We start from the raw sequence: 19,000 nt of genomic DNA on the forward strand, positions 1-19,000 counted from the left end.
CATGCCGCTGACGGGCTGGGCCCTCGGCGGCCATCTGCACTTCAGCGGCGTGACGCTGACGGCGCCGCTGCTGCGCGCGCTCGATAACTATCTCGCGCTGCCCATGCTTCTGCTCGAAGACGTCCGCGCAGGGGCGCGTCGTCCCCGATACGGCGTGCTCGGCGATTTCCGGACTCAGCCGCATGGCGGCTTCGAGTACCGGACCTTGCCGAGCTTCCTGGTGTCCCCGGTCATCGCTAAAGGCGCGGTCTATTTGGCTCACCTAATCGTGAGCCATTATGAGGACCTGACGCAACGCCCGCTCGACCGGGAAGACCTGCATATCGCCTACTACAGCGGCGATAAACCTCCGCTGCGCGCCGCAATCCCCCCATTGTTGGCGCAGCTGCGTTCCCTAGGCGGCTACGAGATTGCCGCCCCTTATATCGAGCCTTTATTCGAATATATTGCCGCTGAACGGACGTGGGATGAATCACGGGATATACGTGAGTTATGGTGCAGCAAAGTAAAAGTGTGATTTTACATTTGGTCTACATGTTAACGAGGGTCCATGAACCGATATCTTGAAAACCAAGTCGTTTATAAATAACTCCGGCATGCGGGTTGTCATAAAAGAGGCACAATGACTTTCCTTCATGGAGCAGGTCTGCACAAAGCTGTGCCATTACGCGCGAAGCAAGGCCTTGCTCTCTGAATGCTTGATGTGTGGCAACCCCTACAATCATCGCTGACATGGAATTTTCCGCTGAAGTTGAAGCGGTGACAATGACCTTATCTTCCCGTTCCATATAATACGTGCGGCCGGTGTTGCTTTCCAGCGTTTTACGCAGGCTGGTTCTAGAACCATTCCGGCTGCTTTCAAATTCTTCAATGGTATCCGTGAGTGCGCAAATCGCTTCCACATCCTGAACCGTAGCTTTTTTGACAGGCTCAGCTGAAGAGAAGGACTCACTTATTTTTTTGTTCATTTCTTTTAATTCAGCAAAATACAGCTGTTTTACTTGTTTGAAATTAATTTCCCCATCAAAAGCCTTCACCACCTCTGAAGCTCCGGAGATCATATGTATATCATTATCCTTTCGGATAATCTCAGCGAACCCCTCGACATCAAAAGGGCCATCTGCATAAGGAAGGTAACTTCTATAGAAGCGCAGCAGAACGGCTTTTATCCGCCCGTCGGCTGGATCAAACTCTCCCCATAAATCCATGAAATCCTGCTCAAACCCAAAATTCTCCACATCGCCAATGATAAATAAATTAAGCGCCGGCTCTTTCCGCAGCAATGCCATCAGCAGCTTTTGATCATCCTTCGTTAGCTTTCGTATCATATTGTATTCTCCTTTGATTTTTATATGGGCTGACGCTCTGTGTTAAGATTTTACAATATTTAAAAGCAGAAGAATATACCTCCTGTAAGTGTTTGTCTGATAAGTATTCTAGTCTTTCGTTGTACTAATGTGAGGTTTCAGGGTAACTTTGTCCACCAATTTTCTGTTATAATGGGGGACAGCATTAAATAGGCATGGAGGTTGACCATGGCACAATATACGCCGATGATAGAGCAATATTTAAAGGTAAAGGAAGGGGCTAAGGATGCCTTCCTATTTTTTAGACTGGGCGATTTCTATGAAATGTTCTTTGAAGATGCCATTTTGGCTTCCAAGGAGCTTGAGATTACGTTGACAGGCCGCGAAGGCGGGGGCGAGGAGAAAATCCCTATGTGTGGAGTGCCTTACCACGCCGCCGAGGGATATATTCAACGCCTGATAGAAAAAGGATATAAAGTCGCCATTTGTGAGCAGTTAGAGGATGCTTCAGTCACTAAAGGCATGGTGAAGCGGGATATTGTACGCGTCGTGACACCAGGAACCGTGATGGATGGAAAAATCATTGCTGACAAGAGCAATAACTACCTCGTTTGCGTCACCGAAAGTGACGGAATGATGGCATTAGCTGCCTGCGATTTAACAACTGGTGAGCTGTATGTTACTTCGGTATTATCTGGAGCCGAATGGCTGCGTGATGAGATTGGCATTTATGAACCGGCTGAGATCATCGGAGACGCTGCACTTTTGGAGATCCTGCGAAGCGAAACGCCGTTGTTAGCCAAACCTGTAGTTTACACCCCTTGGGAGAAACGCGAGGAGGAGCTGGCACGTCGTCAGTTCGGTGAAGCGGCATGGGTACGTCTAGAGAAGGAACGTGGACAATGTCTGGCGCTTCTGATCTCTTATCTGAATGAGACCCAGCGGCGTTCGTTAGGGCAGCTTAGTCAGATTTCTCCTTATGAACCAGGCAATTATATGATTCTAGATCCATTTACACGCCGGAATCTTGAACTAACCGAGACGGTTCGTGAACGCTCCAAAAAAGGATCCCTGCTTTGGCTGCTGGATCGAACGGAAACGTCGATGGGCGCCCGTCTGTTGCGTCGCAGAATTGATAAGCCGCTATTGCAGCGAGCTCCGATCGAACGGCGCCTAGAGGCTGTCGATTATTTGTACAATCAGTTTATCGTTCGCGAGGACCTGCGTTTAGCGCTTAAAGAAATTTATGATTTGGAGCGTTTGGTGGGTCGTATTGCTTTTGGCAGCGCCAATGGACGTGATATGAATGCTCTGAAATTATCGCTGGCGCAAATTCCTGCATTGAAGGAATTATGTATGACCTCCGGTTCAGCTACTTTACGAGAGATCGGTGCAAGTATGGATGAATGCGCTGAGCTGCGAGAGGATATTGACCGCGCAATCGTCGAGGATGCCCCGGTGTCTGTGCGCGACGGTGGCATTATCCGTTCCGGTTATCATGAACGTTTGGACGAGCTTAGGGAAGCTAGCAGTAACGGTAAACGTTGGATCGCTGAACTGGAAGCCAAGGAAAGACAGGCCACTGGCATTAAGTCACTGAAGATCGGCTATAACAAAATCTTCGGTTATTTCATAGAGATCACCAAATCCAATCTGGCTGCACTGCCGGAAGGACGATATGAACGTAAGCAGACGCTTGCCAACGCAGAGCGTTTTGTCACACCTGAGCTTAAAGAGAAGGAAGCACTCATACTTGAAGCTCAGGATAAAATGACAGATTTGGAATACAGCCTCTTTACCGAGCTGCGTGATCGCATCAGTGGGCAAATTCCCCGCCTGCAAAATCTTGCAGAAAAGGTTGCCGAGATTGATGTGTATCAATGCTTGGCGGCAGTTAGTGCCGAACATCGTTTTGTGAAGCCAGTCCTTTCGGATGGTTATGATCTTCGGCTTGAAGGGGGCCGTCATCCCGTTGTGGAGGCGGTGCTTAAAGATTCCGCTTTTATTGCAAATGGAAGCACGCTGAGTAAGGAAGAAGGTAACATTCTTCTAATTACAGGTCCTAATATGGCGGGGAAAAGTACTTACATGCGTCAGGTGGCGCTGATCTGTATCATGGCTCAGATTGGATGTTTTGTACCAGCAAACAGTGCTGAAGTTCCGCTTATAGACCGGATTTTTACTCGTATTGGAGCAGCCGATGATTTAATCGGTGGTCAAAGTACATTTATGGTGGAAATGGCTGATATCCAAGTTATGACCGAAAAAGCAACAGCTCGCAGCTTGATTATTATTGATGAGCTGGGAAGAGGTACCTCGACCAGTGAAGGTATGGCCATCGCTCAGGCGGTTATTGAATATGTACATGATGTTATTTCTTGCAAAGCTCTAGTTTCGACGCATTTTCATGAATTGGCTCATTTGGAAGGGAGTCTTAAAGGACTGCGGAATTACTCTATGGCTGTTCAAGAGAGCGGTGATAAAGTAAACTTCCTGCGCAAGCTAGTTCCTGGAGCGGCTGACAGCAGCTATGGGATCTATTGTGCACGTCTTGCAGGTCTTCCTGAAGGGATTATTGACCGAGCTTATGGTCTCTTACAGAACATTGAGCAGGCAGCCCATCCTGGTGGTTCTGAACTTCATTACGGGGGAAGCCTCGAAAGACAGGCGGCTGTAAGAGAAGTTGCTAGCACATCCTCGATGGCGCAAGCCGTAAGTGTCATCACTGAGGCGCCCGTAGAAAATGAGGTTGTTCAGTTGTCTATCTTTGGTGAGGAAGAACCATGCAAGAATCGCAAAGGTAGTGCACCTCAAGTTGCGGTAACTGAGATCCATGAGAATCCCGCGCTAAAAGAGTTCATTTCTTCTGTGCGTGACGCTGATCTTATGAATATGACGCCGCTACAGGCGATGAGTCTTTTGAACGAGCTGAAGATGAAGGTTAAGGATCTGCAATAAAGATTTTATAATAATGATTGCCTAAATAAGAGGTGAATGAAATGGCCAAAATTCATATATTGGACGAGCATATTGCCAACCAGATTGCTGCGGGTGAAGTAGTAGAGCGGCCAGCTTCTGTTGTAAAGGAGCTAGTCGAGAATGCGATTGACGCTGGCAGTACAAGAATTGAGGTATCGGTAGAAGAGGGGGGCTTGCAGAGCATCCGCGTTAAAGATAATGGCTCCGGGATTGATCCTGAAGATTGCGAGACCGCCTTTTACCGGCATGCTACAAGTAAAATTCTGAATGGCCGCGATCTATTTCAAATCACAAGCTTAGGCTTCCGCGGAGAGGCACTTCCCAGTATTGCCGCGGTATCCAAGGTATCGCTTCTAACTGCAACTGCCGATGACGGCAAAGGGCGCCTAGTAGACATTGAGGGTGGCAATCTCATACGAAATGAGGACGCTCCTTCCGGCCGGGGAAGTGATCTTGCCGTTCGTGAATTGTTTTTTAATACGCCGGCAAGGCTGAAATATATGAAGAGTATTCAGACGGAGCTGGGCCATATCTCAGATGCCATGTACCGCATGGCGCTGGCTCATCCGGGGATCTCTTTTACCTTGCATCATAATGGCAATCAGCTGCTGCATACGCTCGGAAATGGTGATCTGCTGCAGGTCATCGCAGCTGTTTACGGAACCAATGCCGCCAAAGCAATGCTGCCGATTACGGCAGAAGACTTGGATTACCGGATTTCCGGATATATAAGTCGTCCAGAATGGACTCGTTCCAATCGAAATGCAATCACTACTATTGTCGGTGGCCGTTATATTCGCAGTAATGGACTGAACGCAGCAATCATGCGTGCTTATCACACCTTGCTTCCGATTAACCGTTATCCGTTATTAGTTCTTGAACTGGATATGCACCCCTCTTTGGTAGATGTCAATGTACATCCAGCAAAACTCGAGGTTAGATTCAGTAAAGAGAATGAGCTTTACACCTTTGTTGAGCAGGAGATCCGCAAAATACTGCTGGGGCAAAGTCTGATTCCACGTCCAAGCAAGGAAACAATCGGACCCAAGGGCAGCAGCTCCTTTATCCAGGAGCAATTTGCTTTTTCCAAAGGAGCTGTTCCATTGTCATCTTCGAATGAGGATGAGAAGGATACAGCCCCCACGGGATCTGCCAGCTTCTTAAGTGGACTACAGTCATCGAACCTTGACCGTAATTCCCGTGATTTTAGTAAGGAAGGTCAGGCGGATCATCAGGTGGCTCGCGAGGTAGCTCCAGCTTACGGGTCAGGCTATCCGTCTTCATCTTCGCAGGGGCGCCAAACTAGTGCGAATACTAGTTATTCCAATAGCTATCGCCCGCAAGAAGCGTCAATGGCGCAGAAGCAGCTCCCTTCGGTTGAGAAGCTATGGGCTCCACCACAACAAGAAGAGCCTGGACTTCCGGCCTTTCCTGAGCTTAATTATATAGGCCAGCATCATGGGACCTATATTATTGCCCAGAATGATGGAGGACTCTATTTAATCGATCAGCATGCGGCACATGAACGTATTAATTACGAATACTTCTATGAGAAATTTGGTCGGCCGGAGGATGCCTCACAGGAGCTGCTACTGCCGATTACACTGGAGTTCACACCTTCTGAAAGTCGTCAGCTTAGTGAACGTCTACATTGGTTTCAGCAGGCCGGGGTATACCTTGAACACTTTGGCGGACAGACCTTTCTTGTTCGTTCCTTGCCCTATTGGTTTCCTGAAGGGGAGGAGAAGGCGGTCGTTGAAGAAATGGCGGAGTGGGTCTTAAGCGAGCGTATGATTGATCTTGCGAAGCTACGAGAAAAGTCATCGATTCTGTGTTCATGTAAAGCCTCGATTAAGGCCAACCATAAACTAACAGAACAGGAAGTGGAGGCTCTGTTGTCCCGACTGGCAGAGTGCAAACAACCGTATACTTGCCCACATGGACGGCCGATTGTGATCTCTTTTTCATCCTATGATTTAGAGAAATTGTTCAAGCGGGTTATGTAATTATACATTTTTTGAAATTTGTTAAGAGCAAGACTGGAGGCACCATGATTATAACTACGGGGTATAGCCCGATAATGGAAATAGTAGAACGCGCGCAAAGCCTTGCGGAGAGAACGGGTTGTAGTTATGCTCCACGTGAGAAGCTCTCCATTACAAGGATGGTTGAACATTACGGAGATGAGGATATTCTGATTCTATCTCAGGACGCTGTTCGACTACACCGCTTAGGAATGGAGCCTATGGAGTTTCATCCGAGCATGGGCTTCGTTCGCGCTAAACGAATTCTAAAGGGTGAGATCGAGCCGATGCTTGTTGCGGCTCGAATGCTTCCCGGAGATAGCGTATTGGATTGTACAGCTGGATTAGGAGCCGATTCCTTACTGTTTGCTGTGCATGGTGGTGAGTCCTCGGAGGTTACCGCTTTGGAGAGCTCTTTACCACTGTTCGCACTGCTCAGTGAAGGGATGTCTCATTACACCTCTGGGCAAGAAAAGGTCAATGAGGCTTTACGCAGAGTTAATGTTGTGCATAGTGAACATTTGGACTATTTACGGTCTCAACCAGATCGAAGTGTGGATATTGTTTACTTTGATCCTATGTTTCGCGTGCCTCTGACGGGTTCTGCCTCGATTTCCCCGCTGCGGCAATTCGCTAACCGTGCTGCCTTATCGACAGAGAGTGTAGCAGAGGCGGTTAGGGTCGCCCGTAAGACTGTTCTTTTAAAAGAAAAGGCTTTGAGTGGCGAATTTGAACGCCTAGGGTTTACTGAGCTGCTCCGAAGCAACTCCAAAACATCGTACGGGGTGATACACATTGACAACTAAAGAAAGGCATAAGGTTCTAGTGCTGTTAGGACCAACTGCCGTAGGCAAAACCCGGTTAAGTCTGGAGCTGGCAGCGGCTTATAACGCTGAGATTATTTCCGGCGATTCGATGCAGGTTTATCGTGGTATGGATATTGGTACAGCTAAGATTACACCCGCTGAAATGAAGGGGATTCCCCATCACCTGATCGATATTCATGATCCGCAGGATGCTTATTCTGCCGCTGAATTTCAAGAGCAGGGCACTAGACTTATCGAGGAGATAAGCGCTAGAGGGAAGCTTCCCTTTATCGTAGGGGGGACTGGACTGTATATTGAGTCTTTATGTTACGGCTTTCAGTTCTCGGAAGCAGTGGCTGATGAAGCTTTCCGTAAAGAGCAGGATCAATTTGCGGAAGAACATGGAGCGCTTGCACTGCATGCCAGACTCGAGGCGGTTGATCCAGTCAGCGCAGCCAAACTTCATCCTAATGACCGTCGCAGAATTATCCGTGCACTGGAAATTCATCACCAGACAAACACTACACTTTCCGCTTCTCATGCTGCTCAAAAGAAGGAATCACCCTATGACTTATGTCTCATAGGTTTGACAATGGACCGGAAAATACTATATAAACGTATTGAGGACCGAATTGATAGCATGCTGGCGGATGGTCTCGTTGCTGAGGTGAAAGGACTGCTGGATAACGGTTACAGCAGAAGCCTTGTGTCCATGCAGGGATTGGGTTACAAGGAAATTGCCGCTTACCTGGCAGGAGAGCTGACGCTGGAAGAAGCTGTGATACTGCTTAAACGCGATACTCGCCGATTCGCCAAAAGACAGTTGTCATGGTTTCGCCACATGAAGGAAATCGAGTGGATCGATGTCGAAGGTGAACAAAACTTTTCTGAGAATTTCTCAAAAATACGTGGTATAATAGCAGGAAAGTTTCTCTCAGGTCTTGAATATACTTCTGAACAATCTAATTGAACCATTGGGGGTACGTCATATGAACAAGTCCATTAACATCCAAGATACATTCTTGAACCAACTACGCAAAGAAAATATCCCTGCTACGGTATATCTGACCAACGGTTTTCAAATCCGGGGAATAATTAAAGCATTCGACAATTTTACAATCGTCATTGACAGTGATGGACGCCAGCAAATGGTGTATAAACACGCAATTTCCACGTTCACACCACAGCGTAGTGTATCACTGATGCAAGACAACAGTAGTGAAGAATAACATTTATCAAAAATGAATTGAAACCTTTCTTGTTTATAAATCGTTTGAATAGAGTGTGAGAGAGCAACCTGTGAAGGTTGTTCTTTTCATTCATGGCAGACCATTTATGTTTATTTCCGAAAGGGAGTCAGGAGGCATTATGTCTAGAGACGATACATCCAGGACGAATCACAATAGAGATAGAGGATCGTCCAGTTCCAAATCAAAATCAAAACCAAAAAAGAAAAAGAAATTTTTGACGAAGAAGCGTGTGCTGTGGAGCTTGTTCTTCGCTACGGCATTGGCCATTTTCTGTGCATTAGGTGGATATCTGTTCATTATGCTAAATGGGCAAAAGCTTCTGCTTGAGAACCAAGATAAGCTAACAGTGAATGAAACGACTAAGGTATATGACCGCAATGCTAATTTAATTGGCGAATTATCACTGGAGAAAAGTGATCCAGTAGAGTATGAAGAAATTCCACCGTTATTGGTTAACGCTTTTGTAGCCACAGAGGATAAACGTTTCTTCGAACATTCTGGTGTGGATTTATGGTCGATTGGCCGGGCAGCAGTAAAGGATATTGCCGCACGAAGTATGGTAGAGGGCGGTAGTACCATTACTCAACAGCTCGCCAAAAACATCTTCCTGACACGGGACAAGACGTTTTTCCGTAAAGCAACTGAGGTGTCTATTGCCGTAGCCCTGGAGAATCAGAAATCTAAAGAAGAGATTATTACCATGTATCTGAACCGGATTAACTTCGGGGGTACAATTTACGGAATTAAAGCAGCATCAGTAAGATATTTTGGTCAAAGTGATTTGAGTCAGCTTAAGGTATGGCAAATCGCGACATTGGCGGCCATGCCAAAAGGCCCGTCACGTTATAACCCGCTGCGTAACCCTGAACTTTCGAAGGAACGCCGCGCAGTAGTGCTTCAGCTTATGTATGAGCAAGGGTACATTACGGAGCAGGAAAGAGACGAAGCAAAAGTCGTAGATTATAACTATAAGCCGCCAGAAAAGAAACAGCGTTATCAAGCATTTATTGATTTTGCAGTAGATGAGGCGGAAGAAAAATTTGGATTGTCAGAAGATGATCTGAATATCGGCGGTTACAAAATTTACACTACTATGGATAAGCATGCTCAAGAAACGGTTGAAGATGCTTTTGCAGATAGTGATAATTTTGAAAAGAGTGTAGATGAAGAGCTGGTACAAGGCTCAATGACGATTGTGAATCAGGAGAATGGCAGCATTGTCGCGCTCCTTGGTGGACGGAATTATGAGAAAAAAGGCTACAGTCGTGTAACAGGCAGCCGTCGTTCTCCAGGTTCTGCTTTCAAACCAATTGTCTCTTATGCTCCAGCGCTGGAAACTGGGAAATTCACCATGAATTCAACGCTAAGCAATGAGAAGCAATGTTTCGCGAACTATTGTCCAACCAACCTGCATGGATATTCTAAGAGCATCAACATGAGTGATGCCATTCAGAAATCGGAGAATATTCCGGCTGTTTGGCTGCTCAATGAAATTGGTGTGAATACCGGATTTAAATTTGCCAAGAAACTAGGCATTGGATTGGAAGACGAGGATAAGAACCTTTCGCTGGCTCTTGGAGGCATGAGCAAAGGAACCAATACGCTGGAAATGGCGCAAGCCTACAGCGCTTTTGCAAATGGCGGCGAACTAAGAGAGGCTTATTCCATTAAATCCATCTCTGACAGCAGTGGTGAGACGGTCTACAAAGCGAATACAACGCCTGAGCGAGTGATGAGTAAGGAAACGGCTTATCAAATGACTGAGATGATGCAGAAGGTCGTGGAGAGCGGTACAGGTAGAAAAGCTAGGATTGACCGTCCTGTGGCCGGTAAGACCGGTACGACGCAAAGTGGATATTCTGGAATCAGCTCGAACCGTGATGTATGGTTTGTAGGCTACACGCCGGAATGGACTGCAGCAGTCTGGATGGGGTACGACAAGCCAAGTAAAAAGCATCTGCTTAAGAACAGCAGTCCGCTTGCCGCTGCTTTCTGGGGTAAGGTCATGGAGGAAGCGCTGAAGGATGTTCCTAAGAAATCCTTCCCGCAGCTCGATAACGAGATTGCCCCTGAGCCTACGGAAACACCAGAAACAGCTCAGACTGTTACTGGACTATCAGCAGCATATGATCCTTCTACGATGACAGTAAATCTCAATTGGGAGGCAGTTCCTGTTGCCGGCGTTGAGTATCGTATTTATCGTAGAGAGACATCGGAAGCTGAGTTTGGCTCACTGTTAAATACAGTGACTACCAGTGCAGGGGATTTTAGTGCACTGCCTGGTTTGGTTTACGAGTATTATGTAACTTCTTATGACCCTGCGCTAAAAGTGGAGAGCGAACCATCCAATGTGGTTAGTGTATCCGTGCAGGATGAAATGCCGACCCCTGAACCCACCATAGATCCTAATCTTCCGACCCCGACCCCAGAGGACGGTGGCAGCAACGGAGAGAATGGAAATGGTGGCAATAACGGAGGCGGCAATGAGGGAGGCGGAAATAACGGAGGTACTACAATCCCTGAAATCACACCGCCACCGCCAACACCAATGCCGACCCCAACTCCAGAACCCACCATCGGTGGAGAGGGTTCCGGCGATGAGAGCGGGAATGTATCCACAAACCCTGATCCAGAGACCGGTTTTGTGAACGGGGATTCTTCCACTCAATAAACGAGTTTGAATTTCAAAAAAATAAGCTTTATCCATGCAACCAAGCTTCGCTTTTTTATAAAGTGAAGCTTGGTTGCTGTTTTTATTAGGTTTAGAAGAAAAATTTCTTGTATTTTGCGGGATGTTTTGAGTGTATCCTCTAAATGTGTTAAGCTGAATAGACCATACTGGAGAGGGTAATTTCTATGAAACGTAAATTCGGAGACCGGGCCAACTGGCGCCGGATTACGCGTCGCCATTTTGCCTGCCGCTATGTGGAGAGCCGGGAATTCAGCGGATATATTACGCTTTATACCATCTACGGGCTGAAAGAACCACTGTGGAAGAGCTATGGACGGCATACATATCGTATTGCAGATAAAGGTTATTCCTGGCTGCAATATTTTCCGAAAGACAGTCACTATATTGTGACGGCTATGTTCGACGAAAAACAAAATATTGTTCAATGGTACATAGACACCTGTAAAGTGCAAGGCGTCACTGACCAAGGTGTGCCTTGGTTTGACGATTTGTATCTGGATGTGGTAGTACTTTGGAACGGCGAGGTGTTTTTGCTCGATGAGGATGAACTGGAGGAAGCACTGGAGAGGCAAGACATCTCAGAAAGCGATTATAAGCTAGCCTGGGAGACTGCCCATACTATTTTACGTGGCATCGATGCTCATGCTTTCCCTTATTTCTCTCTCTCCTTGAAACATCGTGCCGAATTATTTCATCATGGAGAATTCAGGAGGAAATAAAGATGGAATGGTACGTTTATGGAAGAGACTCTTCCCCGATTCGGATTGTTCCCAAAAAACGCCGGATTTGGTCTAAACGAACGTTGCTTGTTGCTTTAATGATTATGGTTGTAGTTGGTTTGTTGTGGTGTGCGTACGCATTGAGGAATATCAATAAAGCCGCAACGACAGATCCTATGCTCAAAGCCGATACAGGGATCATTCTTGGCATGTCGATGTGGGGAGATGAACCTAGCCCGGGATTGAAGGAACGATTGGATTACGGGCTTAAGCTTTATCAAGAGGGGATGTTCCCGCATATCATAGTTTCTGGAGGTTTGGATAAACCTGATCTTAAATATACCGAAGGTCAAGGCATGCGCAATTATTTAGTAGCTCATGGAGTTCCGGATAGCGCCATTTCTGTTGAAAATAAAGCTACCAGCACTTACGAGAATCTTCTGTATAGCAAAGCCATTATGACAAGTGAGGGATTGTCCTCAGCAATTATTATTACGCATACATATCATGGATGGCGTTCACACGAAATCGCGGACGAGCTCGGTTATGTGAATCCTGAACTGGGGCTTACAGAATCCACTGTTCTGTCGATGACAAGGCATAAGTCGCGTGAAATTCTAGCCTATACGAAATGGAAAATCCAGCAGTTGTTCCTGTAATTGTTCCCAAATATCAGAATCTTCTAATAACGCTTCCTATTCCGGAAGAGACTTGATTAGAAAAGCCAGCCCCCAAATGGATTAAACTCTAACTGGGGGCTATTTGATGTTTGTATATCAAAAATAATGGGGTTGTGAAATGATAAAAAAATAAATGTTTGCTCTATGGCTTTATGCATTTCGGTCATTCTATCCACGTGTACCATCGTAGATGATGCGAGAGATAGCAGGGAATCCAATGTCGAAACCCCATTCTTTAAAACAAGTGCATGATGTCATTCGGTTATTGCATATAATGCTCTAACGAGGTGATTACAATGGGTGAAGAAAATTTAAGAAAGATAACCATTAATGATTCCAGAATGAATATAACTTTCAAAAATCAAGACCCAACAAATATTACGAATGAAACATTGGAGAGCGCGCTGGCTCAAAATAATCATTTAGAATCTACAAAAGAAATCCTGCAAGAGCTTCATGAGCTTATCGGTCTTGAAAAGGTGAAGGATCTTATATATGAAATTCATGCGCTTATCCAAGTGGAAAAAATGAGACAAGAACTGGGGTTAAATGTAGTTAATCAGGTTTATCATATGTTGTTTAAAGGCAACCCCGGGACTGGAAAGACAACTGTAGCAAGAATCGTTGCCAAGCTGTTAAAGAATATGGGCATATTAAGTAAAGGTCAATTAATCGAAGTAGAGAGAGCGGATTTAGTGGGGGAATACATAGGGCATACAGCTCAAAAGACCAGAGACCTTGTTAAGAAGGCTATGGGTGGCGTATTATTCATTGACGAGGCTTATAGCTTGGCTAGAGGCGGAGATAAGGATTTTGGGAAAGAGGCAATCGACTGTCTTGTAAAGGTTATGGAGGACAGGAATGATGATCTCATCATTATCTTAGCGGGTTATCCAAATGAAATGGAGATGTTTATGGAGGCTAATACCGGACTTCCCTCACGTTTTCCAATTCAACTTGATTTTCAGGACTACACAACAGATGAACTGATATTGATTGCACATAAAATGGCAGCTGAAAGAGACTATATAATTACTCCAGAAACAAACGGGAAACTAAAAGAGTTAATCCTTAATGAGAAAATTATTGAAGAAAATTTTAGTAATGCGCGGTATGTACGCAATATCCTCGAGCAGGCAATTCGCCATCAAGCGGTTAGATTAATAAGCAGACATGTCAAAATATCCAAACAATCTTTGATGGAGATCTTACCGAGAGACCTTGTTCTTCCGGTCGATGATTATTCAAAAGGGGAGAGTATAATCTCTTAAATAAATTGACACCGGCTAAGTTATACGTGCTTAGTCGGTTTATCTTTTATAAAAGATTGAAGATTATCATAATGAAAATGCTGACAGAATGGTGAGCCGTTCCATTATCAGCCTATATTACCAATGAAACTTATGATAAAATGTTTTGAAGCGCTGTGAATGAACAGTATCATCTGTATAACCTCAGCAAGAAGTGAAAAACTGATTAAATGGTACACAAAGATTCTATTACCGTCATAAGGAGCATGAATAAATGGCAATAACTACGCATGATACAGAAACGGATATTCAAGATCGGGCGATATTGGTCACTCTCGTCACAGATAAAATTAAACGTACCGGTATTGACCCAGAGCTTTCTCTGCAGGAATTAGTACAATTAGCAGAAACAGCAGGTGTTGAAGTCCTGGATGTGTTGCGTCAGAATAAGGAAACACCGGATTCAAAATGGTTTATCGGTAAAGGTAAGGTAGAAGAGCTCCGCATGGCCGCTGATGGTCTTGGAGCTAATACGGCTATTTTTGATCAGGAATTGTCTGGAGCGCAGGTACGGAACCTTGAAGAGTCTTTGGATCTGAAGATTATTGATCGGACGCAGCTCATTTTGGATATTTTTGCTGGGCGGGCCAAAACGCGAGAGGGTATTATTCAAGTAGAGCTGGCACAGCTATCCTATCTTTTGCCGCGGTTATCCGGTCAAGGCAAAAACTTATCCAGATTAGGCGGGGGTATAGGAACCAGAGGGCCAGGTGAAAGTAAGCTTGAGACCGATCGCCGGCATATTCGCGGTCGGATTACGGAGTTGAAACGCCAGTTGGATGAGGTAGTTAAAACCCGTGAATTGCATCGTGAACGCCGCCGTAAGGCAGGAGCAGTGCAGGTTGCTCTAGTCGGCTACACGAATGCTGGTAAATCGACGCTGCTTAAGCAGCTTACAGATGCGGATGTTTATATTGAAAATCAATTGTTTGCTACGCTTGACCCTACTTCACGTGTGCTTCAACTAACGGGTGGCAAAGAGGTAGTGCTTACGGATACTGTAGGCTTCATTCAGAATCTTCCGCATGATCTTGTGGCATCTTTCCGCGCAACGCTGGAGGAAGTCAATGAGGCCAATCTGGTGTTGCATGTTGTGGATGCTTCATCTCCAATGCGTGAGGAGCAGATGGAGATTGTACAAACTATTTTGCAGGACTTAGGGGCAGCCAGCAAACCGCAAATCGTGCTTTTTAATAAAATCGATCTATGTGAGCCTGAGCAACTGGAAATGCTGCCAACAGGCACAGGATTTTTGAAGATCAGTGCGTTTAACCCTGAGGATTTAACCCGGATTATTGAAATTATCTCTGATGAGTTGGCCGGAGATACGCTGAATTTTCGCATTCCTGGAGACCGAGGCGATATTTCTTCCCTGCTTTACAGAGTAGGTGAGGTGCTGGAAACCACCTATGATGAGAACGATGTTATCTATAACGTCCGTCTTAATAAAGAGGATTATGATAAATGGGGTTACATGCTTGCTGATTTTGTGGACCAGCCGTAATCTTCTCTGTTCCCCTAAAGTGGAAATGCTTGTTGTATAGGTATAAAATAATAGCTAATGACAAAAAGCGTCAGGCAACTGTCGCTTTCTGTCATTATGATGGCAAGTAAATGTAAGGAGCGAATAAGAACTAATGGCAGTTTTTGCAGAAGATATTTTAGGAGCGGCAGAGTCCGCAGAAGTTGAAATCGAAGGTGCAGTCAAAGCTCTTGATCGAATTGTCGATAAGAATCAATGGAAGGTTATAGAAGCGTTTCAACGTCATCAGGTCAGTGATTATCATTTTGCGGGTTCAACGGGATATGCTTACAACGACCGTGGACGCGAAGTGCTGGACCTTGTCTATGCTGACGTTTTTGGTGCGGAATCAGCTTTGGTGCGCCCGCATTTTGCTTCAGGAACACATACCATTTCAACAGCCCTCTTTGGTGTGCTGCGACCAGGAGACGAGCTTTTATACATCACAGGTCGTCCATACGATACCTTACACAAGGTGATTGGCCAAGCAGGAGATGGGACAGGCTCACTCGCAGACTTCGGAATTACATATCGGGAGGTTGCCCTTACCGCAGAGGGTAAGATTGATTGGGAAGAGGTAACTCTCTCTATCAATGAGAAGACTAAAGTAATTGGAATTCAAAGATCGCGTGGTTATGATTGGCGTGCTTCCTTCACAGTAGCCGAAATAGGTGACATGACAGCGAGAGTGAAGTCATTGAAACCGGATGTTATTGTGTTCGTTGATAATTGCTATGGTGAGTTTACTGAAGAGCTTGAGCCTCCACAGGTTGGAGTGGATCTAGTAGCGGGTTCATTAATTAAAAATCCTGGTGGCGGAATTGCTGAGACGGGTGGATACATTTGTGGGCGCAGAGATCTAGTAGAGCTTACAGCGTACCGTCTTACAGCTCCAGGTATCGGCGGCGAAGTAGGTGCAATGTTAGGAACTACCCGCGGGTTATACCAAGGACTGTTCATGGCTCCGCATACAGTTGGACAAGCCCTTAAAGGTAGTGTTTTTGCGGCAGCTGTATTTCAGCGCTGCGGGTTTGAGACGAAACCAGCGTGGAATGAACCTCGTACAGATTTGATTCAGGCGGTTTCCTTTGATGGACCGGATCACTTAATTGCCTTCGTGCAGGGAATTCAACGTGCTGCGGCGGTAGACAGCCATGTAGTTCCAGAACCATGGGATATGCCGGGATATGAACATCCTGTCATCATGGCGGCAGGTACGTTTATACAAGGTGGTAGCTTAGAGTTATCGGCAGATGCGCCTATCCGTGCGCCTTATATCGGCTATATGCAAGGGGGATTAACCTACTCCCATGTCAAATATGGCGTTTTGATGGCACTCCAAAGTATGCGTGATCGAAAATTACTGTCAGAAAATCTTACACACCATTGACACGCTGTATTAGGAAATGTACAATGAGATCAGAAAAAGATCATTGGAAGGTTGGATGAGTCATGGGTGATGAAATCCGCAGAAATATGGCATTATTTCCTATTGGAATTGTAATGAAGTTAACTGATTTATCTGCAAGACAAATTCGTTATTATGAACAGCATAGTCTAATCGTTCCTGCACGTACTTCTGGGAATCAACGTTTGTTCTCTTTTAATGATGTTGAGCGCCTATTAGAAATTAAGGCCTTGATTGAAAAGGGTGTTAACATTGCTGGCATCAAGCAAGTGATGAACCCAGTCTCTAAGGAATCCGAAGAAGCTACTGTGATTACCCCTGACACAGAGGTTAGACGTAGAGAGCTATCAGATTCGCAGCTTCACCGTTTGCTGAAGCAAGAACTAGTTTCCGGTAAAAGACCGGGACAGGTATCGCTTATTCAAGGTGAGTTATCCCGGTTTTTTAATAAATAATAATATACAGAGTTTTGAAAGGGAGAGGATCACGTGAGCTTTTCTAAAGAGGATATTTTACGCATTGCCAAGGAAGAGAATGTTCGTTTCATTCGTCTGCAATTTACAGATCTGTTAGGTACTATCAAGAATGTAGAGATTCCGGTTAGCCAATTGGAAAAAGCACTCGACAACAAAATGATGTTTGATGGTTCCTCCATCGAAGGTTATGTGCGGATTGAAGAATCCGATATGTATCTCTTCCCAGACCTTGATACTTGGGTAATCTTCCCTTGGGTGACTGATAGCCGTGTTGCACGTCTGATTTGTGACGTGTATATGCCGGATGGTACTCCATTTGCTGGAGACCCACGTGGTATCCTGAAGCGTTGTCTGAAGGAAGCCGAAGAAATGGGCTTTACAGCGATGAATGTTGGACCTGAACCTGAATTCTTCTTGTTCAAAACAGATGAAAGAGGTAACCCAACTACAGAATTGAATGACCAAGGTGGTTATTTCGACTTAGCTCCTACAGATTTAGGGGAAAATTGCCGTCGTGAAATCGTATTGACCCTTGAAGAAATGGGCTTTGAAATCGAAGCTTCCCACCATGAAGTGGCTTCCGGCCAGCATGAAATTGATTTCAAATATGCTGACGCGATCACTTCTGCTGACCAAATTCAAACCTTTAAGCTCGTTGTGAAGACGGTTGCCCGTCAACATGGCTTGCATGCAACTTTTATGCCTAAACCATTGTTTGGTATTAACGGATCTGGTATGCACGCTCACCAATCCTTGTTTAATGGCAAAGAAAACATGTTCTACGATGAAAGTGACAAGCTAGGTCTGAGCAAAACTGCACGTTATTATATGGCTGGTATTTTGAAGCACGCTCGTGCTTTTGCAGCGATTACTAACCCAACAGTGAACTCTTACAAACGCCTTGTTCCTGGGTATGAAGCACCTTGTTACGTAGCTTGGTCTGCAAGTAACCGTAGCCCGATGATTCGTATCCCGGCTTCGAGAGGGCTTAGCACACGTGTTGAAGTTCGTAACCCGGACCCGGCAGCTAACCCATACCTCGCACTTGCTGTTATGTTGAAAGCAGGGCTAGACGGAATTAAGCGTAAGCTTGATCTTCCAGCTCCAATTGACCGTAACATCTATGTGATGTCTGAGGAAGAGCGTATTGAAGAAGGCATCCCAAGCTTGCCATCCGATTTGAAAGAAGCGCTAAGCGAAATGATCCGCAGCCATGTAATTACCGAAGCTCTCGGCGAACATGCGCTGGCTCACTTCTACGAGCTGAAAGAAATCGAATGGGATATCTATCGTACACAAGTGCATGAGTGGGAAAGAAACCAATACATGACTTTGTACTAGAACCTGTAAACCCTTGACACCTTTGGTGTTGAGGGTTTTTTTGTGTGTGGGTAAGGATAGGAGATATTGTAGAGGTTTATGAACGCCCCCGTAATGCCCCCGGGAAAAGTAGTGATTAATTCGAGGGTACTTCTCATATGAGTTTCAAATTTCTCCTTAATGCTTTCATTTAATTTTTTTTATATATGTGTGTTGTGCGTTGTGATTCTTATACTACCATGATCTAAACGTGTTATTCCTAAGCTTGAAAAGGGTTATAAGCTGGCTAAACGATTTTATGAATTGGACTATAAGAATGCTCTCCAACTTAGGACAAGCCATTTTCGCGACAGGTGAAACTTCTTAGCCTCTTATAATGGAGAATGCTATGACTCAGTCAAATGATTGAATTTTTGAAAATGCGAGCTCAGCAACTTTTGATAAATTTCACTCGTATGTTTCGTTATCGATAATCAATTTAAAGGCGAATCCAAAGCATGCGTTACC

The 19,000-nt window shown here is 45.3% G+C and carries 15 protein-coding genes; 14 read left to right on the forward strand and 1 reads right to left on the reverse strand.

The genetic code is table 11. From position 1 onward, the window contains the following. Positions 1–517 (forward strand): putative amidoligase domain-containing protein (locus MHH60_RS18705; protein WP_445667985.1); only part of this gene is annotated, 517 nt, incomplete at its 5' end. 13 nt (positions 518–530) lie between these two features. Here the strand turns inward: MHH60_RS18705 and MHH60_RS18710 are convergent. Further along, positions 531–1,328, reverse strand: a complete 798-nt coding sequence (locus MHH60_RS18710; RefSeq protein ID WP_076133789.1) for a GNAT family N-acetyltransferase — start codon at positions 1,326–1,328, stop codon at positions 531–533. A gap of 207 nt (positions 1,329–1,535) precedes the next feature. Here MHH60_RS18710 and mutS point away from each other — a divergent pair, with 207 nt between their 5' ends. From mutS to glnA, 13 genes are all read left to right on the forward strand, one after another. Further along, complete coding sequence (gene mutS, locus MHH60_RS18715) at positions 1,536–4,265, forward strand: DNA mismatch repair protein MutS (RefSeq protein ID WP_076133788.1); 2,730 nt, start codon at positions 1,536–1,538, stop codon at positions 4,263–4,265. Between the two features lie 41 nt (positions 4,266–4,306). Then, a complete protein-coding gene (gene mutL / locus MHH60_RS18720; RefSeq protein WP_076133787.1) occupies positions 4,307–6,292 on the forward strand; it encodes a DNA mismatch repair endonuclease MutL in 1,986 nt (661 codons plus the stop codon). Between the two features lie 11 nt (positions 6,293–6,303). Continuing rightward, positions 6,304–7,116 (forward strand): class I SAM-dependent methyltransferase, encoded by an 813-nt coding sequence (locus MHH60_RS18725; protein ID WP_305953748.1) that lies wholly within the window; start codon positions 6,304–6,306, stop codon positions 7,114–7,116. Further along, entirely contained in the window at positions 7,106–8,086 is a 981-nt protein-coding gene (gene miaA / locus MHH60_RS18730) for a tRNA (adenosine(37)-N6)-dimethylallyltransferase MiaA (RefSeq protein WP_172628829.1), read from the forward strand. Before MHH60_RS18725 ends, miaA begins: the two co-directional genes overlap by 11 nt. A gap of 19 nt (positions 8,087–8,105) precedes the next feature. Continuing rightward, positions 8,106–8,345 carry an RNA chaperone Hfq gene (gene hfq / locus MHH60_RS18735; protein ID WP_076133785.1) on the forward strand — a complete coding sequence of 80 codons (240 nt, stop codon included), beginning with the start codon at positions 8,106–8,108 and terminating at the stop codon, positions 8,343–8,345. A 139-nt stretch (positions 8,346–8,484) separates the two neighbouring features. Next, positions 8,485–11,037: a transglycosylase domain-containing protein gene (locus MHH60_RS18740; protein WP_076133784.1), complete on the forward strand. Its 2,553-nt coding sequence runs from the start codon at positions 8,485–8,487 to the stop codon at positions 11,035–11,037. A 185-nt stretch (positions 11,038–11,222) separates the two neighbouring features. Next, positions 11,223–11,777: a DUF402 domain-containing protein gene (locus MHH60_RS18745; protein ID WP_036687739.1), complete on the forward strand. Its 555-nt coding sequence runs from the start codon at positions 11,223–11,225 to the stop codon at positions 11,775–11,777. Positions 11,778–11,779: 2 nt separating this feature from the next. Then, the gene (locus MHH60_RS18750) at positions 11,780–12,436 is read left to right on the forward strand and encodes a YdcF family protein (protein ID WP_076133783.1); all 657 of its coding nucleotides are present in this window, start codon (positions 11,780–11,782) and stop codon (positions 12,434–12,436) included. 317 nt (positions 12,437–12,753) lie between these two features. Further along, positions 12,754–13,728, forward strand: a complete 975-nt coding sequence (locus MHH60_RS18755) for an AAA family ATPase (RefSeq protein ID WP_076098759.1) — start codon at positions 12,754–12,756, stop codon at positions 13,726–13,728. Positions 13,729–13,981: 253 nt separating this feature from the next. Then, complete coding sequence (gene hflX / locus MHH60_RS18760) at positions 13,982–15,271, forward strand: GTPase HflX (RefSeq protein WP_076128387.1); 1,290 nt, start codon at positions 13,982–13,984, stop codon at positions 15,269–15,271. Positions 15,272–15,404: 133 nt separating this feature from the next. Further along, the gene (locus MHH60_RS18765; RefSeq protein ID WP_076133782.1) at positions 15,405–16,679 is read left to right on the forward strand and encodes a methionine gamma-lyase family protein; all 1,275 of its coding nucleotides are present in this window, start codon (positions 15,405–15,407) and stop codon (positions 16,677–16,679) included. A gap of 62 nt (positions 16,680–16,741) precedes the next feature. Next, the gene (locus MHH60_RS18770) at positions 16,742–17,152 is read left to right on the forward strand and encodes a MerR family transcriptional regulator (RefSeq protein WP_019910684.1); all 411 of its coding nucleotides are present in this window, start codon (positions 16,742–16,744) and stop codon (positions 17,150–17,152) included. A 33-nt stretch (positions 17,153–17,185) separates the two neighbouring features. After that, the gene (glnA, locus tag MHH60_RS18775) at positions 17,186–18,514 is read left to right on the forward strand and encodes a type I glutamate--ammonia ligase (RefSeq protein ID WP_036687730.1); all 1,329 of its coding nucleotides are present in this window, start codon (positions 17,186–17,188) and stop codon (positions 18,512–18,514) included. Positions 18,515–19,000 lie beyond the last annotated feature (486 nt).

The sequence above is a fragment of the Paenibacillus sp. FSL H7-0716 genome, from assembly GCF_038002705.1.
In the GTDB taxonomy this organism is placed as follows: domain Bacteria; phylum Bacillota; class Bacilli; order Paenibacillales; family Paenibacillaceae; genus Paenibacillus_AQ; species Paenibacillus_AQ odorifer.